This is a genomic window from Bacillus cereus group sp. MG4, assembly GCF_040460055.1.
GTDB classification, from domain to species: Bacteria; Bacillota; Bacilli; order Bacillales; family Bacillaceae_G; genus Bacillus_A; species Bacillus_A wiedmannii.
This window is the reverse complement of sequence record NZ_JARVGZ010000001.1, coordinates 4,500,837-4,522,962: the sequence shown is the minus strand read 5'-3', so window position 1 is coordinate 4,522,962 and position 22,126 is coordinate 4,500,837. Positions and strand designations below refer to the sequence as shown.

The window sequence follows — 22,126 nt, the reverse complement described above, 5'->3', positions numbered from 1 at the left end:
TTATTATAGCACAGAGAAAAACTATGGTTTAGCTACTTTTGACTTTTCTCCTTCACGTTTCGTTTGTGTGTTATATGGTACAACGTAAAAACTCGGTTTTGAAAAGATGTTAACGAACTTTTCCTCATATTCTCCGGCACCATTTACAGTGCCTACATGCGTATGAACTCCGTTTTCCACTCTATAAATACGATACATAATTCTTTCATCTGGAAGTGGTGTCCAGCTTAATTTTGCTTTAAATAAACCGAAAGGGCTAAACGCTAATTTCATTTTCACATCTTCAATCTTGCGCAGCCGAATCGGAGCACCGATTGTTTCCACACCTTCTGGTTTCATAAACTGCTCTTTCTGTTCCACATTTGCCTTCGTTAAAATTTTCTTAAACAATTTCGTTGCTGACGCACTTTCTCCTTGCAACTGATGCTCTTTATCCGTACGGTCATAACCAATCCAAACAGCACCTACTAAATTTGGCGTATAGCCAACGAACCACATATCTCTAGCTCCATTATCGTCATTCGGTAAGGAAGTTGTACCTGTTTTTCCAGCTAATGCACCGCTATATATGCCTGCTCTTGCTGTCCCTTCCTTCACAACCCCTTCTAACATTTTTGTCATATACCATGCCGTTTGTTTCGAGAAAATTTTCGTTTCTACTTTTGGCGATTCTCCAATAACTGCGCCGTGTCTATTTAACACTTTATCAATCACGTGCGGCTCAATAATAGCGCCATTTGCTAAAAATGCACGATACATTTTCACAAGATCAAATGTTGAAACACCATTTTTCAGCCCGCCAAGTGCTGTACTTAAACCAGCATCGGCAATATGAACATTTCCTTTCTCTAAATATTGCTTTCCTTCTTCTACCCCTAACTCATTTAATAAAGAAACTGCCGGCACATTTGCTGACTCTAAAATCGCATCGTACATCGTCATTTCTTTCGAATACGCATGGTTATAATTTCGGGGTTCATAGCCTTCAAATGAATTTCTTTCATTCGTCAATAAAGAATACGGATTATACTTTTTCGTTTCGAGTGCTGGTGCATAGACGATAAGTGGTTTTAGCACAGAACCGGGCTGTCTTTTTGCGAAAATACGATTAAAGCCTCTCGGGACGTACTTTCTTCCGCCAATCGCCGCTTTAATTCCGCCCGTACGATTATCCATTAATAAAAAAGCACCTTGCGCCCCCTCTTCTTTACCAGGGAAATTCCTTGCATCTTGAAACTGGTTATACGCTACCTTTTGAATCTTTTCATCCATCGGTACGACAAACGTATATCCTCCGCGCAGTACTTCTTGATGAGACAATCCGTATAAACGAGCTGCTTCATCTATAACCATATCAATATACGGCATATATGCGAGTTCATTCTCGTCTAAGTTTTTATATAAAGCAATTGTCTTTCCTTGATAACGTACACTATCTTCGGCAGTCAAATAGCCTTGTTTATGCATAAGTGACAATACGAGATCACGCCGCTCCTTACTCTTCTCTGGTGAGAAATACGGTGAATATCCGTTTGGCGACTTCGGAAGACCTGCAAGCATTGCGCCCTCTTCTACTGTTAAATCTTCTACATTTTTATTAAAATACAACTTTGCTGCTGCTTGAATACCGTAAGCCCCATGGCCAAAATAAATATGATTCATATACATTTCAAGAATTTGTTGCTTCGTATATTTTTGCTCTAATTGAAGAGAAATTGCGACTTCCTTCAATTTACGCGTAACTGTTTTTTCACGAGTTAAAAAGACGTTTTTCGCTAGTTGCTGCGTAATGGTACTACCGCCCTCTACCTTTTCTCCAGCTAACGTATCTTTATAAAGAGCACGGAATATAGACGGGTAATCAATTCCTTGATGCTCATAAAAACGAGAATCTTCCACCGCAATAAACGCCTGCTGGACATGCTTTGGAATTTGCTCTACTGGTACGAGATCTCTATTTTCTACATATAATTTCGTAATCTCTTTCCCTTTCTGGTCAACGATACGTGATGAAGAGTGGAAAACGAGCTGCTTTTCATCCATCATATAGCCACCAGCTAACACAATAAGTTTATAAAGTACAATCGCTAATACTAGCGTTGCGAATCCACCTAATAAAGTCCACTTTACTTTCTTCATACATCGGCCTTCTTTCCAAATGATGGTACATTTATTATTTGAAAAAGAAGTATCTTTATGTATATAATCTTCGAAGTTTTTTAAGAGAGTTGATATAATAGAAACAAATAATTAAGGGGGCATTAAAATGAAGGCTATTATTTCATACGAAACACCTCTAGAACAAGCACATTTCACTGCAAAAAATAATGAAAAAGATATGTTTTATAAAGAAAATACAGAAGAATCTGTAGAAGGTTCGCTTCAGTATGACGTACTAGACGCTGTTGGAGAATTTAAAGGACAACCTGGCTATATCGTTTGTAACAACATTTCTGTAACAGACGAAGGTCGCCCAGTATTTGAAAACCGATTTAAAAACCGAGCAGGCCTTATTGAAAACGAACCCGGCTTCCAAGCAATCCGTGTTCTACGCCCATTAAGTAACGATACATATGTCATCTTAACGATGTGGGAAACAGAGCAAAACTTTAAAGATTGGACAGAATCACGTTCATTCGAAAACGCTCATAAAAAACGCCCTGCACAAGCAGAAGGACAAGCTCAGGCGCATCCACATGCGGAACAGCAGAAAAGTATTTTCTCTCGTCCGTCATTTGTGACTACTTTTGATGTGTTAGTTTAGGTTTTGGAGTTCGGAGTTTGAAGACCACGGTATGTGAAATTATATCAACGATTTTCCGAATATATCTATCATATCTTTGAATATATCAACGATTTTTTCAATATATCGACTAATCGACAAATGACGACATAAAAAAGGAAACACCGTTACACGCCGGTGTTTCCTTTTTCTTTGTACCAATTATATATACGAAGCGCATCTTCTTTTTGCATATGCTTCACTTTGTAACGATGCCCCGCTACCGATACCACTGCTGTACATAGCTCGTCTTTCTTTTGAAAATGCGACTGACCATATCCTACTGCTTGAACATGTCTTCTTCGCATAATTCCTGTATATTTCGCGAGTCCTCGGTACACCATTACTAACTGATTGTCTCGTATCATATAACCACTACTTGTATACCGAGCGTATGCAAGTAACATAAATACAATAAATAATGGTATCAGGCTGAATAACGCAATATTCTGTGTAAAATATATACTCGCACCGACGATCGGCACAGCGAGCACAGCACTTGTAATCCATCCCATGATCACATAACGGCGCAATGCTACTTTCGGTAAATGAACGATTTCCTCTTCCATTTCATACGGCAACTGCAAATACGTAAGTAACTGCTGCACATCTTTTTTCTTCATAAAAGGATGTAGCATCACTTCATTCCCTGCCGCTTCTGTACTTTGAATGACTTCTACTTCGACAGAGCAATAACCGAAAGGCTCTCGGAGAATTCCTTCTTTCACCGTAATCGCTTGAATGCGATGTAATTTTAACACAAACTCTTTCTTATCAAATAACCCTTGCACGATGCGAACTTCATTTCCGTTTCGCTCTATTTTAAAGTTCGCATATTTTAACGCATAGCCAGCTGTCGAAACGACCCACGAAACCGCCATTAAAATCGCGGCCATAACGATTAATTCATATACACCGTTATCCATCACATACGCTTCCACTTTATTTATGAGCCATTCTGGAAGAAATTGATTAAACTCTGTGTAAATAAGAAGTAATCCTGAAAACACTAATCCGAATCTACCAGACGTAATGGAAGCTACTAAAATCTCTTTCATCGTTAACTGATAAATCGTCTTACTTTCTTCTGCCATGGGTACTTCTTCACTCGCAGCGCTTCTTTTTTTATTTAATAAAGCAATCAGTTCCTTCGCTTCCTCTTCTCTAATACCAGCTAACATCACTTCCGGCTCACTACCGCCGCCCGCTACTTCAATATTTAATTTCGTCAGTCCAAGTATTTGATAAATGATGTTAGAAGACGTACTAATATTTTGCACACGTTCTTTATTTAAGTAACTTTCTTTCTTAACGAACACACCGTGCTTTATATGTAAAATATTATTTTCAACCCAGTACACTTTGAAATACCATTTTATAGCTGAGAAAATTGCCATAATAAATAATATGGCCAAAAGAACAAGATGAAAAAAATACCAAGGTTTTACTTCACCATCTGAACGAAATAAAACAAGAAAAATAAAAGGCAACAAAGTCGCAATTCGAATACCTAATAAAATTGTGATCGGATGTTGCCTCTTATACATCCTCATCACTCACTTTCGCAAGTTCTCCAATTTGTCTTTTCAGCTGCTCTGCTTCTTCTTTCGTTAAGCCTGGAATACTATGAGAAGTTGCCGCTGTTGAAATATGTAATTCTGCTAAATTATACTTTCTCATAATTGGGCCCTGTTCAATCGTTACGTGCTGTACACGCATCATCGGAATAAGTACGCGTTTTACAACGAACATTCCCTTTTGAATCTCAATCTCTTCTTCATTTAATCTGTAACTATAATAACGTTGACGTAAATTTGGAAACACAAAATAATCAAGCGGGATAAATGTAATAGCGCCTGTTACTAGCAAGCCAAACAACCAGCCCCACCAGTTAAAATTGATCATAAAAAAGAAATACGCAATTACGACTGCTAGTATAACTGCCGCCCCAATTAAAGCGTGGATTCGCCACACTTTAAGCATATTAGAATGAATCTCCCTTTCTAACGGCTGCATCTCATCACTCCAATTATATGAATGTATTAATTATATATTAGTTGGTATATACATATTTGTAAAATTATAGTTTTCTATATCGTATCAATCATTTCCTTAAAATTCCCTTCATTAATCGAATACACTTGAAACTGAATGTAGTCTATTTCATTCGTATTCGGACGGGCATATGGCAAAATAGTAAATTTAGAAGCTGATTTTCCTAACATATCTACAATCATTAAAGAAACGTCAATATATTCGAAGTCTATACAGAATACTACTGCTTCTCCCGTAAATTCATAATCTTTAATCGCATCATAGGACTTATTCGCACTAATGAGCATCACTTTTAATAGTTGGTTCAAATTTTCTGGTTTAAAATTAATCATATATACAGCTCCTTTTTTCAACAAAACACTACAAAAATAGTGTAATCTTATACTTTCATAGCTTCACACATCAATTATATTAAAAATAAAGCTAGTTTTTTATATATTTTTTGATATAATTACATACGGGAAACGGGAAGAAATTTGTCTTCCCTTGTGTTTTTATTTGCATCTAGTACTTTTACTAGATGCCTTTTTTTATGCTAAAAAGGTACCCTCATATACTTTGAGGATACCTTTTCCATCAACTTAGTGCACTTCAACAATTGTACCATCTTCGAATACTTTAAATACACCAGTAAATCCTGGTCCACCTGCACCTTCTATTTTATATGTCGTATGTACTCTTATTTGATAATATTTCTTTCCATTCTCTACTTGCGTATTTTCTAGCGTGTAATCATAGTCTTCTTTATATTCATTTTTGATATATGCTTTCGCTTTCTCAAAAGTAAATGCATCTTGAGTCTTTCCTGTCTCTACTTTTTGGTTCTTTTCTGTTACTACCTTCTGATTCTTTTCTGTCTCAGTTTTTTCGTTCTTTTCTGTTACTACCTTCTGATTTTGCTCTGCCTCAGTTTTTTGAGTCTTTTCTGTTGCTACCTTTTGATTTTTTTCTGCCTCAGTTTTTTGAGTCTTTTCTGTTGCTACTTTTTGATTCGTTACTGCATTTGTTTTTTGTGCCTTCGCTGCAGCTTCATTCTTTGCAGTTTTTTCTTCTTCATTCATTTTAGTAACTAATCCTACCGCTTTTTTATTATATTCTTCAAGATTCTTGTTATCTTTTGTTTCTGCAACTAGCTTATTTAATATCTCTTTCGCTTCTGCATAATTTTTCTTACTTATTAACTCTTCACTTTTCGTCAGTTGCTCGCTATACTTCTTTTTTTGCTCTAAGATGGCTAGTAATGCTGTTCGTTCTTCCTTTGCTTGTTTTACAAGCGTAGCATTTCCATTCTTCATGTTCTCTACTTTTTCAAATGACTTGATTGATTCTTCTACCTTTGTTTCTTCTTTTAACTTCACTGCTTCAATCATTACTTTCGTTTGTTCTACAAGCGTCTTTGCATCTGAATCGTCTTTTTTCTCATCTAGCGCTTTTTCAAATGATGATAAAGCATTTTTATATTCTTTATTCGTTAACGCGGTCTTTCCTTCATCCATTGCTTTGTCAAAATTCCCATTACTACACCCAGCTAACATTAAAAACGTAAGTCCAATTACCATTAATAACTTTTTCATTTTTTCTCCTCCTATATATCCCTAAAACGATAACAGCATATGTATAAAAGTCTGTGTAGTAATTAGACTGAAAATAAAGATGTACTTTGTGTGTGGGAAAGGAAGTACATTTCATTTACTATCATTACTTAAAACTCCTAAATAGTTGGTAGTTGGTTTTCTTCTTCTTTTAAAGACAGAAAGGAATTTTAATAATGTGCGTAAAGCTCTCACCAGGCTCTTTACTACACACACTCTTATACACATAGAAAAACTATTTTTAGGTTGCTATTTTTTCAGCTTTACTTTTTCTCTCTTTGTAACATACCGATAAATAAAAGAAAACAAACCGTAACATAAGTTACCTTTCGTAACTATTTTGTAACACAAATGTAACATAAGACTTTTAAACACACAATAGTTTTTTTACATTATTTTCCCCTATCTACATTTTAAGGTGTTAATACAGTGCTAAAACGAGTTTCATCTCCCACCTGCTATTGGACTATCATCCTTTGAATACTTTAGGAAAAAGCTCTCTTTCTTAAAGTACTCAAATTAATTACATAGATAACTCTTTTTTTCCCCAAAACATTACGAAGGCCTTTAACCTTTTATTTTCACATTAAATATATATAGCTATTTTTTTGATATAACCATATCAAGAAAATAGGAAGAACTTTTTCTTCCTTTTTGTTTCTATTTGCATCGAGTTCTTTTGCTAAATATTTTTCATGCCAAATAAAAAAGGTATCCTCCAATACTTTGAGGATACCTTTTTATTTTTATTATCTCTGCTGTTTTCTACCTAATACGAGCAATCCAAAACTCATCATAATAAGAAGTGCTCCCATATATGGTTCCACAGGCATTTTCTGTCCTGTCTTCGGTAATTCTTTTTCAGGCTTCTCTGGATTCATTGTTCCAGGTTTCTCTGAATCCGTTGTTCCTGGTTTCTCTGAATCCATTGTTCCTGGTTTCTCTGGATCCGTTGTTTCTGGTTTTTCTGGATCCGTCGTTTCTGGTTTTTCTGGATCCGTCGTTTCTGGTTTCTCTGGGCCTGGTGGTGCTAAAGAAGTCAATTTGTTTAATACTTCTAATTGAACTGGACTTATCATTCCTTTTGTAATTTCAAATGGAATTGGATTAGTTAATTTTTCATAACCCTTTGGTGCTTCTACTTCTACAAGTGTGTAGTGACCTACAGATAAGTCTGAGACTTTCGCTTTTCCTTCTTTATCTGTTGCTACTTTCGTTACTACTTTTCCTTTTTCGTCATGAACTTCAAAAACTGCCCCTGATAATACATTCTTACTTTCAGCAGCCATTTTTGTAATTTCTACTGAACCTTTATCTAACTGTTCATTCTCTACTTTTAGTAATAAAACTTCTGTCATACCTTTTTTGATTTCGAATGATACTGATTCTGTTAGTTTTTTGTATCCTGGTAAACTTTCCGTTTCTACTAATTTGTATTTTCCTACTGATAGATCTGAAACTTTCGCTTTTCCTTCTTTATCTGTTGTTACTTTCGTTACTACTTTGCCTTGCTCATCTTGCACTTCAAAGACTACGCCTTCTAATGCTTTTTGACTGTCTTTATCTACTTTTGTAATTTCTACTGAACCTTTGTCTAATTGTTCATTCTCTACTTTTAGTAATAAAACTTCTGTCATACCTTTTTTGATTTCGAATGATACTGGCTCTGTTAGTTTTTTGTAACCTGGTAAACTTTCCGTTTCTACTAATTTGTATTTTCCTACTGATAGATCTGAAACTTTCGCTTTTCCTTCTTTATCTGTTGTTACTTTCGTTACTACTTTGCCTTTTTCATCTTGCACTTCGAAAGTTACGCCCGCTAACACTGTTCCACTGTCTTTATCCACTTTTGTAACTTCTACATTACCTTTGTCTACCAATTCATTCTCTATTTTCAATGATAAGACTTTCGTCATACCTTTTGTAATTTCAAATGATACTGGTTTTTCTAGCTTTTTATAGCCTGGTAAACTTTCTACCTCTACTAATTTGTAACTTCCTACAGATAGGTCTGAAATGTTTGCTTTTCCTTCTTTATCTGTTGTTACTTTCGTTACTACTTTGCCTTTTTCATCTTGCACTTCGAAAGTTACGCCCGCTAACACTGTTCCACTGTCTTTATCCACTTTTTTAATTTCTACTGAACCTTTATCTAACTGTTCATTCTCTACTTTTAGTGATAAGACTTCTGTCATACCTTTTGTAATTTCAAATGATACTGGTTTTTCTAGCTTTTTATAGCCTGGTAAATTTTCTACTTCTACTAATTTGTAACTCCCTACAGATAGGTCTGAAATGTTTGCTTTTCCTTCTTTATCTGTTGTTACTTTCGTTACTACTTTGCCTGCTTCATCTTGGATTTCAAAGACTACACCTGCCAATGTCTTCTGACTGTCTTTGTCCAATTTTGTAATCTCTACTGTGCCTTTATCTACTTGTTCGTTTTCTACTTTCAGCGATAAAACTTCTGTCATACCCTTTTTGATTTCAAATGATACTGGTTTTTCTAGCTTTTTATAGCCTGGTAAACTTTCTACCTCTACTAATTTGTAACTTCCTACAGATAGATCTGAAATGTTTGCTTTTCCTTCTTTATCTGTCGTTACTTTCGTTACTACTTTGCCTTTTTCATCTTGCACTTCAAAGACTACGCCTTCTAATGCTTTTTGACTGTCTTTATCTACTTTTGTAATTTCTACATTACCCTTGTCTAACATTTCATTTTCGACTGTTAAAGCAAGAGATTTTGTCATGCCTTTTTCAATTTGGAAAGTAATCGGATTTACTAATTGCTTATATCCTTTTGGTGCTTTCACCTCTACTAGCTTATATGTTCCAACTGATAAATTAGTAACTTTTGCTTGTCCTTTTTTATCTGTCGTTATTTTAGCGACTACTTGTCCTGCTTCATCTTGAATATCAAATACTGCATCAGCTAAAGCATCTTTATTTTCTTTGTCTACTTTTGTAATTTCTACATTTCCTGTATCCACTAATTCATTTTCGACTGTTAATTGTAATGCTGTAACTCTACCTTTTTCAATTTCGAATAAAATTGGTTTTTCTAGTGGTTTGTATCCGGCTGGTGTTTCTACCTCCACCAACTCATACTTTCCAATAGATAAATCTGAAACGTTTGCCTTTCCATCTTTATCCGTTTTTACTTTTGTTACTACTTTCCCTTTTGAATCACGTACTTCAAATACAATACCTTCTAATGGTGCTTTACTATCTTTGTCTATTTTTGTGATTTCAACATTCCCCGTATCCACCATTTCGTTTTCTACAGTGAACGCTAGAGATTTTGTCATACCTTTTTTAATTTCAAATGGTACCGGCTTTTCTAATTTTTTGTATCCTGGTAAGCTCTCTACTTCTACCAGCTTGTACTTTCCTACAGATAAGTCTGAAACGTTTGCTTTTCCTTCCTTATCTGTTGTTACTTTTGTTACTACTTTGCCAGTTTCGTCTTGAACTTCGAAGACTACACCTGCTAACGATACCTTATTATCTTTATCTATCTTCGTTATCTCTACATTTCCCGTATCTACCATTTCATTTTCTATTTTTAATGATAGAACTTCTGTCATACCTTTTGTAATTTCAAATGATACTGGTTCTGCTAACTTTTTGTAACCTGGTAAGCTTTCTTTCTCTACTAATTTGTACTTTCCTGCAGATAAATCAGCAATTTTTGCTTTTCCATCTTTATCTGTCGTTACTTCTGTTACTACTTTGCCTTGCTCATCTTGTACTTCGAAGACTACGCCTTCTAATACTTTTTGACTGTCTTTATCTACTTTTGTAATTTCTACAGATCCTTTATCTAACTGTTCATTCTCTACTTTCAATGATAGGACTTCCGTCATACCTTTTTTAATTTCGAATGACACTGGTTCTGTTAACTTCTTGTAACCTGGTAAGCTTTCTTTCTCTACTAATTTATATTTCCCTACTGATAAATCTGAAATTGTTGCTTTTCCATCTTTATCTGTCGTTACTTTCGTTACTACTTTATCTTTTTCATCTTGCACTTCGAAGGTTACGCCTGCCAATACTGCGCCACTTTCTTTGTCCACTTTTGTAATTTCTACTGAACCTTTATCTAACAGTTCGTTCTCTACTTTCAATGATAAAACTTTCGTCATACCTTTTTTGATTTCGAACGATACTGGTTTCGCTAGTTTTTTATATCCTGGTAAGCTTTCTACCTCTACTAGCTTATATTTCCCTACTGATAAATCTGAAATTGTTGCTTTTCCATCTTTATCTGTTGTTACTTTTGTTACTACTTTATCTTTTTCGTCTTGCACTTCGAAGGCTACGCCCGCTAATACTGCGCCACTTTCTTTGTCCACTTTTGTAATTTCTACTGAACCTTTGTCTAACTGCTCATTCTCTACTTTTATTGATAAGACTTTCGTCATACCTTTTTTAATTTCGAATGATACTGGTTCTGTTAATTTTTTGTATCCTGGTAAGCTTTCTTTCTCTACTAATTTGTACTTGCCTACAGATAAGTCTGAGATTTTTGCTTTTCCTTCTTTATCTGTCGTTACTTCTGTTACTACTTTTCCTTGCTCATCTTGTACTTCGAAGACTACGCCTTCTAATACTTTTTGACTGTCTTTATCTACTTTTGTAATTTCCACTGAACCTTTATCTAACTTTTCGTTCTCTACTTTCAATGCTAGGACTTCTGTCATACCTTTTTTAATTTCGAACGATACTGGTTCTGTTAGTTTTTTATAGCCTGGTAAGCTTTCTTTCTCTACTAATTTGTACTTGCCTACAGATAAGTCTGAGATTTTTGCTTTTCCTTCTTTATCTGTCGTTACTTCTGTTACTACTTTTCCTTGCTCATCTTGTACTTCGAAGACTACGCCTTCTAATACTTTTTGACTGTCTTTATCTACTTTTGTAATTTCTACTGAACCTTTATCTAACTTTTCGTTCTCTACTTTCAATGCTAGGACTTCTGTCATACCTTTTTTAATTTCGAACGATACTGGTTTCGCTAGTTTTTTGTATCCTGGTAAGCTTTCTACCTCTACTAGCTTATATTTCCCTACTGATAAATCTGAAATTGTTGCTTTTCCATCTTTATCTGTTGTTACTTTTGTTACTACTTTATCTTTTTCATCTTGCACTTCGAAGGTTACGCCCGCTAATACTGCGCCACTTTCTTTGTCCACTTTTGTAATTTCTACTGAACCTTTATCTACTAGTTCGTTTTCTACTTTTAGTGATAAGACTTTCGTCATACCTTTTTTAATTTCGAACGATACTGGCTCTGTTAGTTTTTTGTATCCCGGTAAGCCTGCTTTTTCTACTAATTTGTACTTGCCTACAGATAAGTCTGAGACTTTTGCTTTTCCATCTTTATCTGTCGTTACTTCTGTTACTACTTTTCCTTGCTCATCTTGTACTTCGAAGACTACGCCTTCTAATACTTTTTGACTGTCTTTATCTACTTTTGTAATTTCTACATTACCCTTGTCTAACATTTCGTTTTCTACTGTTAAAGCAAGAGATTTTATCATACCTTTTTCAATTTGGAAAGTAATAGGATCTACTAATTGCTTATATCCTTTTGGTGCATTTACCTCTACCAACTTGTATGTGCCAACTGATAAATTAGTAACCTGTGCGTGCCCTTCTTTATCTGTCGTTATTTTAGCGACTACTTGTCCTGCTTCGTCTTGAATCTCAAATACGACATCAGCTAAAGCATCTTTATTTTCTTTGTCTACTTTTGTAATTTCTACATTTCCTGTATCCACTAATTCATTTTCTACAGTTAATTGTAATGCTGTTACTCTACCCTTTTCAATTTCGAATGAAATTGGCTTTTTAAGTGGTTTATATCCTGCTGGTGTTTCTACTTCCACCAACTCATACTTCCCAATAGGTAAATCTGAAACATTTGCTTTCCCATCTTTATCTGTTGTTACTTTTTTAACTACTTTTCCTTTTGAATCACGTACTTCAAATACAACATCTTTTAACGGTGCTTTACTATCTTTATCTATTTTTGTTATCTCTACATTCCCTGTATCCATCATTTCATTTTCTACTTTTAATGATAGAACTTCGGTCATACCTTTTTTAATTTCAAATGATACTGGTTCTTTTAGTTTTTTGTAACCTGGTAAACTTTCTACCTCTACCAATCCATACTTGCCTACAGTTAAATCTGAAACATTTGCTTTTCCATCTTTATCTGTCGTTACTTTTTTAACTTCGTTACCTTTCTCGTCTTGGACAACGAACGTTACTCCCGCTAACGGTGCTTTATTATCTTTGTCTATCTTTGTTATCTCTACATTCCCCGTATCTACCATTTCATTTTCTATTTTTAATGATAGTACCTCGATCATGCCTTTTTTGATTTCAAATGATACTGGCTCTGTTAGTTTCTTATAGCCTGGTAAACTTTCTTTCTCTACTAATTTGTACTTTCCTACAGGTAAATCTGCAACTTTTGCTTTTCCATTTTTATCTGTTATTAATTCCTTTACTACTGTTCCAGCTTCATCTTGCACTTCGAAGACTACACCTTCTAATGCTTTTTGGCTGTCTTTATCTACTTTTATAATTTCTAATGAGCCTTTATCTAACTGCTCATTTTCTACTTTCAGTGATAAGACTTCTGTCATACCTTTTTTAATTTCGAATGATACTGGCTCTGTTAATTTTTTGTAACCTGGTAAGCTTTCCGTCTCTACTAATTTGTATTTTCCTACTGATAAGTCTGAGACATTCGCTTTTCCATCTTTATCTGTCGTTACTTTTTTTACCACTTTTCCTTTTTCATCTTGCACTTCGAAGACTACGCCTGCTAGTGCTTTTTGGCTGTCTTTATCTACTTTTGTAATTTCTAATGAGCCTTTGTCTAACTGCTCATTTTCTACTTTCAATGATAAAACTTCTGTCATACCTTTTTTAATTTCAAATGATACTGATTCTGTTAGTTTCTTGTAACCTGGTAAGCTTTTCGTCTCTACTAATTTGTACTTTCCTACTGATAGATCTGAAACGTTTGCTTTTCCATCTTTATCTGTTACTACTTTTCTTACCACTTTATCTTTCTCACCTTGGACTTCAAATTCGACACCCGCTAATACTGCGCCGCTTTCTTTGTCCATTTTTGTAATTTCTACATTACCTTTGTCTACCATTGCATTTTCTACTGTTATTGGGAATATGCCGTCCCCTGTTACATTTACTTCGAACTCTTTTTCTTTTAATTGGTATCCTTCGGGCGCTTTCGTTTCTTTTAAAATATATTTTCCTGGTGCTAACGGTTTAGAAATTGCCTTACCGTCTTTATCTGTAATAATATGCTCAACTACTACACCGTCTTTTACTATATCAAACTCTGCATTTGCTAACGCTTTACCACCATTTTCCGAATCAATTTTCTTTAATTCAATTTGACCCTTTTGCATGGTATTTTTAATTTCAATTGTTTTTGTTTCTCCAGCTTGAAGCGTAACCTCTACCGGACTTGTTAATTTTTGATATCCCTCAGGTGCTACTTTTTCATAAACTTTATACGTCCCAGGAGTTAAAGTTTGAGGTGCTGAAAAACCTTTTTCGCCTGTTTTCAGTACTGCAACAACCTTATCCTCACTATCTCGAACTTCAAATTCGGCACCTGTTAACTCTTTAGTCGGATCCTCAGCATCTATTTTATGAATAGCTACTGTACCGTCTTTTGGAGGTTCAGGCGGCGTAACCGTTACTTCATTTGATGTTAATTTCTTATCATCAAAATGTAATTCTGCTTTATTAGGAATCTTCTTATCTACGTAAGAAGATAAGTCTGCATCAGCTTTAATTTTCGCCTTAATATTCAAGTTAATTATCTGGTCTTCATATGACTTATAGTCAAAACTCTCACCGAACGTAAATGTTACTTCACTTTTTTGTTTATCTATCTTTAGTGTTCCTTTAGAAGTAATATCTTGGCCATTTTGATCATACACTTTTGCCTCTAATACTTCTAATACATCTTCTAAATCATCACTAATTACCATAGATGTGTATTTAGGAGGATCGTTTGGTATATGTGTACCAACTTGATATTGAATAGGTTGATCCATTTGCGCTAACTGCTGATTCTCTACAAGCTTACCACTCTCATCAACTATATTCTTTTCAATACTAGGTGGATGATCGTCGCCTGAACCAGTTCCTCCCCCACCACTTACGAATACTTCTCCTACTTTTTCTTCAGTTTTAATATTTTTGCCTTCTAATTTCACTGTATTTTTATGAGGCTTTGCAGCAGGATTAGTAATTTTTGTTTTATATCTTAAAATATAACCTTTTGAACTGTCTGGAAATTCAATTGTAAATCCAGTTTTCGTTGCATTAATTTTAATTTTAGATAAATCTGCTGGCTTAATATTTGTTGGTGCATAGCCATCTTCAAATACAGCCTCTTCTAATACTAAGCTATCTGTAATTAATTCATGCCCAGGTCCTAATGTGTCTGTTAATTTAAGATCTTGCATTTCTGTTCCAGTTGCATTTACATATACAAGCCAATCAGCAATGGACGGATCTTCTTGATTATAAGAACCCCATTTCAATAGATTATCTGTATTGGGCTGTGGCTTCGGTCTCTCTGTCGTATTATTTACACTTACTTCTTTATTAACGATTTGACCATCAACGTTAAATTCTAATGGAATTTCTTTGACACCATCATATGCTTCTAGCCCAAAGTAGAATTCTACGAATAAAGAACCTTTAACGTTATTCTTTCCTTCTACGTAATCACCCATAGTACACGTCAATAGACCTTTTTTCATCTCACATGTACCAACTGTTTTTCCTTCAGCATCTTTTAAAGGAAAACTCATATTCATAAGATCTTTTCTGAATTCTTTTGGCATATCAATTGTGAATTGATCTCCACTTTTTATTTTTTCTTTAGCTGACCACTTCACTTCTACTTTCATGCCATCTGAGGCTTGATATGGTTCAGACGTTGTACCATCAGTACGGGAAATATTAATCTCGTCCACTGGATTTTTTATCACAGCGGCTTGAATAACTGGAGCCCACACATTTAGCACTGAAAATAATACTAGAAAAACTAATGAAACCATCGAAATATGCCTTTTAGTACTTTTCATTTGCATAATTCCCTCCTATTTTTTATATTTATATAACAAAAAAAGACCGTCCGGTTGCATCAAAAATGTGCAACCAGACGATCTTAGTAACCAATATGTATTACCGTAGACTCTAAGCTTTGCGGCCTATCCTTTCGAATAGTGTGCTAAAAATATTTTTTATTCTTTTTTTGTTTCATTTTCCTCTTAAACCAAATATTACTATACCGTCTGGACGGTTATAATTCAATACTCTATAAAATTGTTCTATTTTTCTAATAAAAAAAATAATTCACCAGTGCATTAAATAAGCAATGGTGAATTATTTTACATTATATAGTTCGTATATTCTATTTATATGAATTACAAATAAGAGCTTGAATCACTTTTTCTCTTAATTCGGGGCTTAGTCTTCCAACCCCTAAATATTCCGAATACCATAATCCATCTGCCGCTAATCTAATAATTGTGGCACAAACTGAATCTATCTCATCATTTTCTATTTTATTTTGCAGTTGCTGAAATGATTGTTGTAACGGTTCAAGTAATTCAGGTTTTAGCATTAATGCTGCCATCATACTACTACCCAGCTCTTCTACTCTTCTCTCATTACTTAATCTTTCCTCTACAAAAGAACGTACCCACCTTCCTTTCTTCTCTAAGTCTTCCGCAACTTTATTGTGAATAGCGTCTTGATACTCCTCCGTCCCTTTGAGTATCATGCCCTCTATTAAAGCTTCTTTAGTTGAAAAGTGATACAACAATCCACCTTTACTTATCCCCGCCTCTTTAGCTACCGCTTCTAAAGTTAACTTAGCAACCCCTTTACATTGCACAATTTGAGAAGCGGCTTCTAAAATCTTTTGCCGTGTTATACTTGTACTCATTCCTTTTTAAAACCCCATTTCTACTAAATTTATATAAATACGTACCTTATTTTCAATATCGCTGAGTAATAATAAATATTTTCTTTATACAACAAAAGCTTCCTCGCCTTTGAATTGTTCGTTGCTTCTTCTATTAAAAATTTCCATATCATTCAATATGATAACATTAAATACACAAAGTTGACTATACATCTATACTTTTATATTCATTGAAAATATATCCATAAACACGCAATGTACAAAAAATTTATTATCCTTATATATCCATTCTATAATTTAAAGATGTTTATATTTTCATAAAAATAAAGTGAAATTTTATAAGGATGATTCCATTGAAAAAATTTTCTATTAGTTATTTAATATGCTTACTGGTTTTTTCTATCATTGTGAACGTTTTACAGTATACACTAGTTCCAAATTATACTGACTCCTGGGGACCGATTTAAGTATCTATTATTATGTTTTCAATTCTTGGAAGCATCCCTGTTCTTATCGGTTGTTTATTTGGTGAATTTTGTTATAGAAAAATAAAAAGGAGTCACGAATTAAAGATCGGAATTCCTTTATTTATATTGTTAGGTATTTCTTACAATCATTTATTCTTTATGTGGTTTAACGACAGAGATTTTTTATCCTTTTATTTAGAAGCTTTTCTGGATACTGGCCTTCCTATTACTGTATCATCTTTACTGTTTTATCTTGTAAGACGGCGTTAATTCTTTCATCATTGCATAAAAAAATGTTATTACTCTTGTTACATTGAGTAATAACATTTTTATTTTAAGCTATTTAACAAATTTACTTCCAACTAGCATCCTTCACATCTTCACTAGTCGGCTTTTTAACTGATTTCACAAAACATTCCCCGCAAGCATCAAATGCAATGAAGTTTTTCTGTGCTTGTCTTAACGAGACTTCATTCGCCCCGCCTTCAAAGTCAGGATCGTTAAACTGAACCTCATCATCTTCCCAATAACATATATTACAAATTTCATATGTACCTGGTGGTTCTTCTTCTATTGTTCTATATCCGCAGCATGGACAGGTGTATTTCATTTTGTCACTCCATTATTAACTTGTTTTTTCCGATATATTCCGGCCCACAAAGAATGTAACAGCGCAAATCATAGTTATTCCCATGAAAAAAATATTAGAATCTTCATATGTAGTTGGAATCCCAACCGTTACTGAAACAATACTACAAGCTAAAAGTAAATATAATAATAAAGATATAATATAGCTTAGTTTAAATCGTAAAATGATACCTCTAAACAATAACTCACCAAGTAGACAGCCACCTAAAATGATAGGTACTCCGAAATACAATGTAAGGACTCCCATTTGCGCAGTAGATTAAATTATTTTACCAAGTAAGTTCGGCGAAACCAGCTCACTATTGTTTCCCATCCTATCATATAAATCAAGTGCCGTTACTGAAATAAAGAAACTTAATATAGAAAATGAATACGGAATTAAAAACTTGCTCACTCTCATTCACCTCGCTTTTCCTTCCCCATATATTATTCATTATTTTCACATAAAGTGAAACTTTAATCGGTGGGGGGTTCATCCCCCACTGATTATCAGCCCTCACCAATCGGGCTTTAACGGGCAGTTGATCCCGCACCTAACTTCTTTGCTTTTGCTGAATTTTGAGGTGGGGATCTTACTGCCCGTTAATGCGGGATTAAAAAATAGCCCGTCTTCCGCAAAAGACGAGCCGTTCTATTTAATTCTCACTCATTCTCTTCTTATACCAATCCTGCATTCTCTCCGCATCTGCTACTCTCGTATGCTCTAGTTTATAATTGGATGATGCGTTAGAGAACTTATACGTACATAAATCCGCTCGGCGCTGGAAATATGATTGTGTTTTTTCCATTGATTGGACATGTCTTCTTCTAACAAGTCCTGTATATTTTCCGACGCTGCGATATACAAGCGTAATTTGCTCTCCGTTTACACTGTAACCATTTGTTTTAAATGTTGCGTATCCAAGTGTAAAGATGAGGATCGCGAGCGGAATTAACGCCCACATGATGAAGTGCTTTTCAAAGTATATACTTATTCCAATAAGTGGGATTGCTAGTATTGCGAAGAATATAAAACTATCAATTAAGTAACGACGTAATGCTACTTTTGGTAATGAAATAATGTTTGTATTCAGTTCATATGGTAATTGTAAATGTGCAAGTAACTGTTGTACGCGATCTTTTCGAATGATAGGATGCAGTGTAACTTTTTCTTTTTCGTCACCCATTCCCTTACTTTGAATGACTTCTACTTGCACAGCACAATAACCGAATGGCTGACGCAAAATACTTTCTTTTATCGTAATACCTTGAATACGATGTAACTTTAGTACGAGTTCTTTTTTCTCAAGTAATCCTTGCGAAATGCGGACTTCATCATTTCTTCGATTCACTGTGAAATCTCCATGTTTTAGCGCATAACCGATTGTCGATATAATCCATGAAAGGACAATCAAAATAGCTATCATGAAAATCCAGCCATATATATCATGTTCCATTACATACGACTTTACGCCATTCTCTATCCATTTCGGAATGTACTCATCTACTTGGTGATACACGAAAAAGATTAATGAGAATAACAATCCAAACTGACCAGATGTAACAGATGCTAATAAAATTTCTTTCCAAGTTAATTTGTATTCTGTCGCTTGTTTTTCTTCTGTAACGATTTCTTTTTCGACTACTTCTTCTGATATATCTTCTGCTTTCACTTCTGGAGTTGGCTCATTTAGCATTGCAATAAGCTCAGTTGCTTCTTCTACTGTAATTCCAGCTAAGCTTACTTCTGCATCATCGCCCCCGCCAGCTGTTTCGATTTGAATTTTCTTTAAGCCAAGCATTTGATATAACACGTTAGAACTTGTATTAATCGTTTGAACACGTTCTTTATTTAAGTAGCTCTCCTTCTTCACAAAGAGCCCTTGTTTCACATGTAATACGTTATTTTCAACCCAATATGTTGTGTAATACCATTTTTCAAACGCTGAAAAGACAGTGAGTAAGCCGAATGCAGCGGGAATTAAATACCAAAACGGGAATTTTCCATTTAAGCTAAACATGAAAATAATGAGTGGTATAAAGTCTGTTATTTTTAATTCTAATAACATCGTGATTGGATGCTGCCTCTTATACATCCTCATCACTCACTTTCGCTAATTCTGCGATTTTCGTTTTCAACATTTCTGCTTCATACATCGTTAAGCCTGGGATGCTATGTGAAGTTGCAGCTGTTGAAATGTGTAATTGTGCTAATCCATATTTTCTCATAATCGGTCCTTGTTCAATCGTCACGTGCTGTACACGAATCATCGGTACTAATACGCGCTTTACGACGAAAAGACCGTGCTGAATTTCAAGTTCTTCTTCATTTAGTTGGTAGCTGTAATAACGCTGACGAAGTTTCGGGAATACGAAGTACTCCAATGGTGCTAGTGCAACCGTTAACCCGATTAACACGTACAAAATCCACGCCCACCAATCAAACTTTATCATGAGGAAAAGGTAAGCTAAAATGACGAGAATACCGATTCCTTCTTCAATTACAGCCCGAACTTTCCACACCTTGACCATGTCAGGGTTAATTTCATTTTTCAATGGATCCATGTAACCACTCCAAATCTAGTAATCTAATATACGAATACTCTCAATCTATATTTTACATAACTTTACATAAAATTGAAATTTAATCTTCTTTCTTCTCAGGAATAAAATATCCGAACCAAAGTAACCAAATGAAACCTATTAGTTTCATCCAACTTCCATCCGTTTGAAAAGCTTCAATCATACCTGGTATTTTATAAAGTGAAACTTTAATCAGTGAGGGGTTTGTTCATCCCCCACTGATTATTAGCCCTCACCAATCGGGCTTTTACGGGCAGTTGATCCCCCACCTAACTTCTTTGCTTTCGCTGAACTTTGAGGTGGGGGTCTTACTGCCCGTTAATGCGGGGTAAATCCCAATAAATCCAAGTAAACCGAGCCACCAGTTTTTTTGCATTTTCATTTTTATTCCTCCTTCATTACGTTTTTCACATTTTGAATCCAAATTTCTTTATACTTTAACTGGAATCCCATCAGCATGTAATTACTCATATTATCGATTACGAGCGCTAACGTATGAGCATTTTCTTCCGTTGCATGTTGTGACACAACGTCAAGTTCTACACCTTTCTTCAATAAATCGTGGAAACCATTTAAGAAATCTTCTTGTATTTCAAATAAGCGTTTCTGATACTTTTCATTTCGCGCCGCAGTTACGATGAATTCATTTATAACACGTAATATTCCTTCTTGGCCTTCATACTCAGAGAGCATATGTAAACCATCGGCAATTAATTTTTCTGTAAAGTTTTCTTTCGTATATTGTTCTTTATTGAAATAACTCACGAAATGATACCCAGAAAAAATTTCTTCAAATAAAAAATCAACTAACGCTTCTTTAGAAGAAAAATGATAATAAATAGCCGGTTTTGAAATACCTACCTCTTTCGCGATCATGGAAAGGCTCATTTTCTCAATGCCGTGCTCTGCCATGAGTTTAAATGATGCCTCTACAATGTTTTGCGATGTTTGTAAATTCTTTGTCATACTGTACCTCACTTATTTTTACTTACCGGTCGGTAAGTAAATTATAAAATGAAACGAAATGATTTGCAAGTTAGTTAGCGCTTCAGGAGGAATTTATTGGTAAATACAGAAAAGTATAAAGTAAAAGCAACATATAACAATAAGGAGGATATTCCTATGGGACTTGGTGGTAAAGGCGGTAGTGGTGGCACTGGTGGTGGTGAAGCTGGACAAGACGGTAAGAGCGTTAGTAATGGATATATAGTACTCATTGTGCTCTTTATCGTATTGATTGTAGTCGGAGTTGGCTATAACGGCATTAACTTCTAAAAAAAGCATCCTACATTACACATGTAGGATGCTTTCTTTCTAATTTCTATTAAGTATTCGCATACGATAACAATTCATCGTCACTTCTCCGAGCCTTTGCAGTAATTGATAGTTCGCATATGCGCCGACCGGGGCACCGATTATTGGTACGAGCTGAAGCATTTTTGCTAAATCGATATAGTCTCGGTACTCTGTTTGGAACTTTTCCCAGTCCATATGATTTTCTTCTTCTGTATCCCACGTTTCGATTGCTTTCCATATTTCTTTTCGGTGATCGTCACTTGAAAAAGCAAGTTGGAAAACGTGAAGGATAAAAAGGCGCTCTTCTTTATCGCTCGTATCAAATCCGTACAACGTTGCGGCATCGAATAAAAATTTAATTTTAATGCCGAGTAAAAGCGGAAAATCAGCAAGGCCAAGGAGAATACCGCCAGCTCCCGTCCCTGCTCCTTCTGCCGCTGCTATTTTTTTGTACTCATCCATTTTTTTACGTACTTCGTCGTCTCTTCTTTGCAATGACCAGTTCGTCTCTTTTAATTTCGGCTTTATAAAGTTTGATCCAGCACTAATCGTTTGCACCATCATCCGAATCGTTTCCGTTAATACTTTTTGCACTTTCGCCGGAATAAGCTGTTGCACTTTCGTCTGCACTTTCTTAGAGAACCGTGTCATCATAGAAGAATCTTTCATGAATGTAGCTTTCCACTGCTCCAATTCTTTTATAACCTTCTCTTCGTATGTAATCATAGGT

At 35.0% G+C, this 22,126-nt stretch carries 15 protein-coding genes, 2 pseudogenes and 1 riboswitch; of the genes and pseudogenes, 3 read left to right on the top strand and 14 right to left on the bottom strand.

The window, feature by feature from the left end; genetic code table 11:
• Positions 1 to 21 precede the first annotated feature (21 nt).
• A complete protein-coding gene (locus QCI41_RS23775; RefSeq protein WP_353836501.1) occupies positions 22 to 2,139 on the bottom strand; it encodes a transglycosylase domain-containing protein in 2,118 nt (705 codons plus the stop codon).
• Positions 2,140 to 2,266: 127 nt separating this feature from the next.
• Between QCI41_RS23775 and hmoB the strand changes: the two genes are divergently transcribed.
• Positions 2,267 to 2,764: a heme-degrading monooxygenase HmoB gene (gene hmoB / locus QCI41_RS23770; protein ID WP_353836502.1), complete on the top strand. Its 498-nt coding sequence runs from the start codon at positions 2,267 to 2,269 to the stop codon at positions 2,762 to 2,764.
• A gap of 146 nt (positions 2,765 to 2,910) precedes the next feature.
• Here the strand turns inward: hmoB and QCI41_RS23765 are convergent, their stop codons facing one another.
• From QCI41_RS23765 to QCI41_RS23740, 6 genes are all read right to left on the bottom strand, one after another.
• Positions 2,911 to 4,329 carry a PH domain-containing protein gene (locus tag QCI41_RS23765; RefSeq protein ID WP_353836503.1) on the bottom strand — a complete coding sequence of 473 codons (1,419 nt, stop codon included), beginning with the start codon at positions 4,327 to 4,329 and terminating at the stop codon, positions 2,911 to 2,913.
• Positions 4,322 to 4,798 carry a PH domain-containing protein gene (locus QCI41_RS23760; RefSeq protein WP_001182715.1) on the bottom strand — a complete coding sequence of 159 codons (477 nt, stop codon included), beginning with the start codon at positions 4,796 to 4,798 and terminating at the stop codon, positions 4,322 to 4,324. Before QCI41_RS23760 ends, QCI41_RS23765 begins: the two co-directional genes overlap by 8 nt.
• A gap of 74 nt (positions 4,799 to 4,872) precedes the next feature.
• Entirely contained in the window at positions 4,873 to 5,169 is a 297-nt protein-coding gene (locus QCI41_RS23755) for a protoporphyrinogen oxidase (protein WP_353836504.1), read from the bottom strand.
• A 249-nt stretch (positions 5,170 to 5,418) separates the two neighbouring features.
• On the bottom strand, positions 5,419 to 6,411 hold the full coding sequence (locus QCI41_RS23750) for a hypothetical protein (RefSeq protein ID WP_353836505.1): 993 nt from the start codon (positions 6,409 to 6,411) through the stop codon (positions 5,419 to 5,421).
• A gap of 767 nt (positions 6,412 to 7,178) precedes the next feature.
• Positions 7,179 to 15,584 (bottom strand): SpaA isopeptide-forming pilin-related protein, encoded by an 8,406-nt coding sequence (locus QCI41_RS23745; RefSeq protein ID WP_353836506.1) that lies wholly within the window; start codon positions 15,582 to 15,584, stop codon positions 7,179 to 7,181.
• 59 nt (positions 15,585 to 15,643) lie between these two features.
• A riboswitch (cyclic di-GMP riboswitch) is annotated at positions 15,644 to 15,736 on the bottom strand.
• Positions 15,737 to 15,907: 171 nt separating this feature from the next.
• On the bottom strand, positions 15,908 to 16,444 hold the full coding sequence (locus tag QCI41_RS23740) for a TetR/AcrR family transcriptional regulator (protein ID WP_000107850.1): 537 nt from the start codon (positions 16,442 to 16,444) through the stop codon (positions 15,908 to 15,910).
• A 332-nt stretch (positions 16,445 to 16,776) separates the two neighbouring features.
• Here QCI41_RS23740 and QCI41_RS23735 point away from each other — a divergent pair.
• A pseudogene (locus QCI41_RS23735) lies at positions 16,777 to 17,160 on the top strand (hypothetical protein).
• Positions 17,161 to 17,242: 82 nt separating this feature from the next.
• On the opposite strand, the gene QCI41_RS23730 reads toward QCI41_RS23735, so the two are convergent.
• The 6 genes and pseudogenes from QCI41_RS23730 to QCI41_RS23705 form a co-directional block, all read right to left on the bottom strand.
• A complete protein-coding gene (locus tag QCI41_RS23730; protein WP_353836507.1) occupies positions 17,243 to 17,500 on the bottom strand; it encodes a CPCC family cysteine-rich protein in 258 nt (85 codons plus the stop codon).
• Positions 17,497 to 17,932: pseudogene (locus QCI41_RS23725) on the bottom strand (hypothetical protein). The gene QCI41_RS23730 and the pseudogene QCI41_RS23725 overlap by 4 nt, the downstream one beginning before the upstream one ends.
• A 241-nt stretch (positions 17,933 to 18,173) precedes the next feature.
• The gene (locus QCI41_RS23720; protein ID WP_353836508.1) at positions 18,174 to 19,613 is read right to left on the bottom strand and encodes a PH domain-containing protein; all 1,440 of its coding nucleotides are present in this window, start codon (positions 19,611 to 19,613) and stop codon (positions 18,174 to 18,176) included.
• Positions 19,606 to 20,082, bottom strand: coding sequence for a PH domain-containing protein (locus QCI41_RS23715; RefSeq protein WP_000371369.1), 477 nt, complete (start codon positions 20,080 to 20,082; stop codon positions 19,606 to 19,608). Before QCI41_RS23715 ends, QCI41_RS23720 begins: the two co-directional genes overlap by 8 nt.
• A 265-nt stretch (positions 20,083 to 20,347) precedes the next feature.
• Positions 20,348 to 20,482, bottom strand: a complete 135-nt coding sequence (locus QCI41_RS23710; protein ID WP_353836509.1) for a hypothetical protein — start codon at positions 20,480 to 20,482, stop codon at positions 20,348 to 20,350.
• A 2-nt stretch (positions 20,483 to 20,484) separates the two neighbouring features.
• Entirely contained in the window at positions 20,485 to 21,066 is a 582-nt protein-coding gene (locus tag QCI41_RS23705) for a TetR/AcrR family transcriptional regulator (RefSeq protein ID WP_000164864.1), read from the bottom strand.
• A 156-nt stretch (positions 21,067 to 21,222) separates the two neighbouring features.
• On the opposite strand from QCI41_RS23705, the gene QCI41_RS23700 reads away from it, so the two are divergent.
• Positions 21,223 to 21,375, top strand: a complete 153-nt coding sequence (locus QCI41_RS23700) for a sporulation protein YjcZ (protein ID WP_353838808.1) — start codon at positions 21,223 to 21,225, stop codon at positions 21,373 to 21,375.
• A 39-nt stretch (positions 21,376 to 21,414) separates the two neighbouring features.
• Here the strand turns inward: QCI41_RS23700 and ecsC are convergent, their stop codons facing one another.
• Positions 21,415 to 22,122 carry an ecs operon protein EcsC gene (gene ecsC / locus QCI41_RS23695; protein ID WP_000634124.1) on the bottom strand — a complete coding sequence of 236 codons (708 nt, stop codon included), beginning with the start codon at positions 22,120 to 22,122 and terminating at the stop codon, positions 21,415 to 21,417.
• Positions 22,123 to 22,126: the final 4 nt, after the last annotated feature.